Below are 3,363 nucleotides of genomic sequence, written 5' to 3'. Positions count from 1 at the left end.
CCCTAGGGCACGTAGTTGCTCGCTTGTGTAGCACCACTACACCGCGCTCGTGCTGCCTTGCTGGGCAAAAAAACAGACCCAGCAGGACGGACTTATTGATGGTTATCACGCCCTGGGCAAACAATGCCTGAGATTCGCAACTTCACCATGAATTTTGGTCCGCAGCATCCTTCTGCACATGGCGTATTGCGGCTCGTGCTGGAGATGGATGGTGAAACCATTGAACGTGCTGACCCGCACATTGGTTTGCTGCATCGTGGTACCGAAAAATTAGCAGAAACCAAGCCTTACAATCAAAGCATTGGTTATATGGACAGACTCGACTACGTGTCCATGATGTGCAACGAACATGGTTACGTTTTGGCGATTGAAAAATTGTTGGGTGTGGAAGTGCCAGAACGTGCGCAGTATATCCGTGTTATGTTTGATGAAATTACCCGAATCTTAAACCACTGTTTATGGTTAGGAGCTCACGCGCTCGATATCGGTGCCATGACTGTTTTCTTGTACTGCTTTCGTGAACGCGAAGATCTCATGGATATCTATGAGGCTGTATCGGGCGCACGTTTGCACGCAACTTATTATCGTCCGGGTGGTGTTTATCGTGACCTGCCAGAACGCATGCCTCAGTACGAAGCGTCAAAATGGCACAGTGAGCGTGAAGTTAAAAAGAAAAATGCTGATCGTCAAGGCTCTATGCTTGATTTTCTTTGGCAGTTCACCGAACGTTTCCCGAACTATGTCGACGAATATGAAACCCTGTTAACCGATAACCGTATCTGGAAACAGCGCACGGTTAATATTGGTGTTGTTTCTCCTGAGCGTGCTTTGCAACTTGGTTTTACCGGCCCCATGTTGCGTGGTTCAGGTGTGGAGTGGGATCTGCGCAAGAAACAGCCCTATGAAGTCTATGACAAACTCGATTTTGATATTCCCGTTGGTGTTAACGGAGATTGTTATGACCGCTATTTGGTTCGCGTTGAAGAAATGCGCCAATCAAATCACATCATTCGCCAGTGTGTCCAGTGGTTGCGTAACAATCCTGGCCCAGTCATGGTCAAAGACCATAAGGTAACACCACCGTACCGTGAAGCAATGAAAGGCGATATGGAATCATTGATTCACCATTTCTTGCTTTTCACTGAGGGTTACCACGTGCCAGCCGGCGAAGCTTACGCAGCGGTTGAGCATCCCAAGGGTGAATTTGGTTGCTACATCGTTTCCGATGGCGCCAATAAACCCTATCGCTTAAAAGTAAGAGCACCAGGCTTTGCGCATATCGCGTCACTGGATGAAATGGTCAGAGGACATATGTTGGCCGACGTGGTGTCGATTCTTGGTACGCAAGACATTGTGTTTGGTGAGGTGGATCGTTAATGTCTGATCAAGCCACACTATTTCCAGTCAGTGTTAAAGCTGAAATAGACAACTGGATTACGCGCTATCCAGTAGATCAAAAGTGTTCTGCAGTCATTCCTGCCCTACACGCAGTGCAGCGTAGCAATGGTGGTTGGTTAACCACCGAGTTAATGGATGCCGTCGCCGATTATCTTGAAATGCCTCGTATTGCAGTATATGAAGTGGGTACTTTCTACAGCATGTTTGTTCACGAACCATCTGGCCACCATAAAATTAATGTCTGTACCAATATTTCATGTATGTTATGTGGTTCTGATGAGGTTGTATCGCATTTACAAAAACGTCTAGGCATTAAACTGGGTGAGACAACCTCAGATAATAAGTTTACGCTGCGTGAAGTGGAATGTTTGGCAGCGTGTGGTGGTGCGCCAATGATGCAGATAGATCGTGCTTATCACGAAAACTTGACGCCTGAGAAGATCGATGAAATTTTAGATGGGATGAAATAGTGGCTAACGAAGTATGCTTCCGTAATTTGCATTTGCCTAAGCCGTGGACGCTGGGCACCTATGTTGGGAACCAGGGCTATGATGCTTGGAAAAAAATCCTAAAAGAAAAGACAAGGCCCGATGAGATCATTGCCGAACTGAAAATATCTTGTTTGCGTGGGCGCGGTGGCGCAGGCTTTCCTACTGGTTTGAAGTGGAGCTTTATGCCGCGTCAGGCCGAGGGACAGAAATACATTGTGTGTAATTCTGATGAAGGCGAGCCAGGCACATTCAAAGATCGTGACATTCTACGTTTTGATCCACACTCTTTAATAGAAGGCATGGCTATTGCCGGTTATTGTATTGGTGCGACGGTCGGTTATAACTATATTCGTGGCGAGTTTGACGGGCCGATTGAGCGTTTTGAACAAGCACTTGAAGAAGCCTATGCAGCGGGCTTGCTGGGTAAAGATATTATGGGTTCCTGCGCCGATTTTGATCTCCATGCACATCCTGGTGCAGGCGCTTATATCTGCGGAGAAGAAACGGCCTTACTCGAATCTTTAGAAGGTAAGAAAGGGCAGCCACGCTTCAAGCCTCCCTTCCCAGCTGGTTATGGTCTTTATGGTCGACCAACCACCATTAACAACACCGAGACTTTAGCATCAGTGCCGACTATTTTGCGTAATGGTGGGCAATGGTTTCTTGAATTGGGCAAACCTAATAACGGTGGCACCAAAATTTTCTCAGTCTCTGGCCATGTTAATAAACCGGGTAATTATGAAGTGTCATTGGGTACGCCATTCGCCGAGTTATTAAAACTTGCTGGCGGCATGAAAAACGGGGCAACCCTAAAAGCCGTTATTCCGGGTGGCTCCTCCGTGCCGGTTTTGCCGGGTGAAATCATGATGGATGTCGACATGGATTATGATGCGATCGCCAAAGCCGGTTCAATGTTGGGTGCGGGGTCCGTTATCATCATGGATGATTCAACGTGCATGGTGAAAATATTGGCACGTATTTCCCATTTTTATTTTGAAGAGTCTTGTGGTCAGTGTACGCCGTGTCGTGAAGGTACCGGTTGGTTGTCGCGTATGGTGCATCGTATTGAACATGGCACAGGTAAACTAGAAGACATTGATAAGCTCGAAGATATTGCAGCCAAGATTGAAGGCCGTACGATTTGCGCTTTGGGTGATGCTGCCGCCATGCCGGTTGCTAGTTTCGTTAAACATTATCGCAATGAGTTTACCTACCATGTTGAGCATAAGCGCTGCATGGTAGGCCCACGTGTACATTAGTTATTGAGCAATATCATGGTAACGATAGAAATAGACGGTCAAAAGCTCGAAGCAGAAAGCGGTACATTGCTGATTGAAGTGGCCGATAAAGCTGGAATTCATATTCCGCGTTTTTGTTATCACGATAAACTGTCTATAGCGGCTAATTGCCGCATGTGTTTGGTCGAAGTTGAAAAAGCACCCAAGCCATTACCTGCTTGCGCAACACCTGTGAT

General features: G+C 46.9%; 4 protein-coding genes. All 4 read left to right on the top strand.

What is annotated here, in order from left to right:
- Positions 1-123 precede the first annotated feature (123 nt).
- On the top strand, positions 124-1,377 hold the full coding sequence (locus JKY90_02960; protein MBL4851227.1) for an NADH-quinone oxidoreductase subunit D: 1,254 nt from the start codon (positions 124-126) through the stop codon (positions 1,375-1,377).
- Complete coding sequence (nuoE, locus tag JKY90_02955) at positions 1,377-1,868, top strand: NADH-quinone oxidoreductase subunit NuoE (protein MBL4851226.1); 492 nt, start codon at positions 1,377-1,379, stop codon at positions 1,866-1,868. The genes JKY90_02960 and nuoE overlap by 1 nt, the downstream gene beginning before the upstream one ends.
- Positions 1,868-3,148 carry an NADH-quinone oxidoreductase subunit NuoF gene (gene nuoF, locus JKY90_02950; protein MBL4851225.1) on the top strand — a complete coding sequence of 427 codons (1,281 nt, stop codon included), beginning with the start codon at positions 1,868-1,870 and terminating at the stop codon, positions 3,146-3,148. Before nuoE ends, nuoF begins: the two co-directional genes overlap by 1 nt.
- Positions 3,149-3,163: 15 nt before the next feature.
- On the top strand, positions 3,164-3,363 hold a 200-nt coding region (locus JKY90_02945; protein ID MBL4851224.1), incomplete at its 3' end, for a (2Fe-2S)-binding protein.

The sequence above is a fragment of the Gammaproteobacteria bacterium genome, from assembly GCA_016765075.1.
Taxonomy (GTDB): domain Bacteria; phylum Pseudomonadota; class Gammaproteobacteria.
Note: the sequence above shows the minus strand (reverse complement) of the source record. Positions and strands in the feature narration are given on the sequence as shown.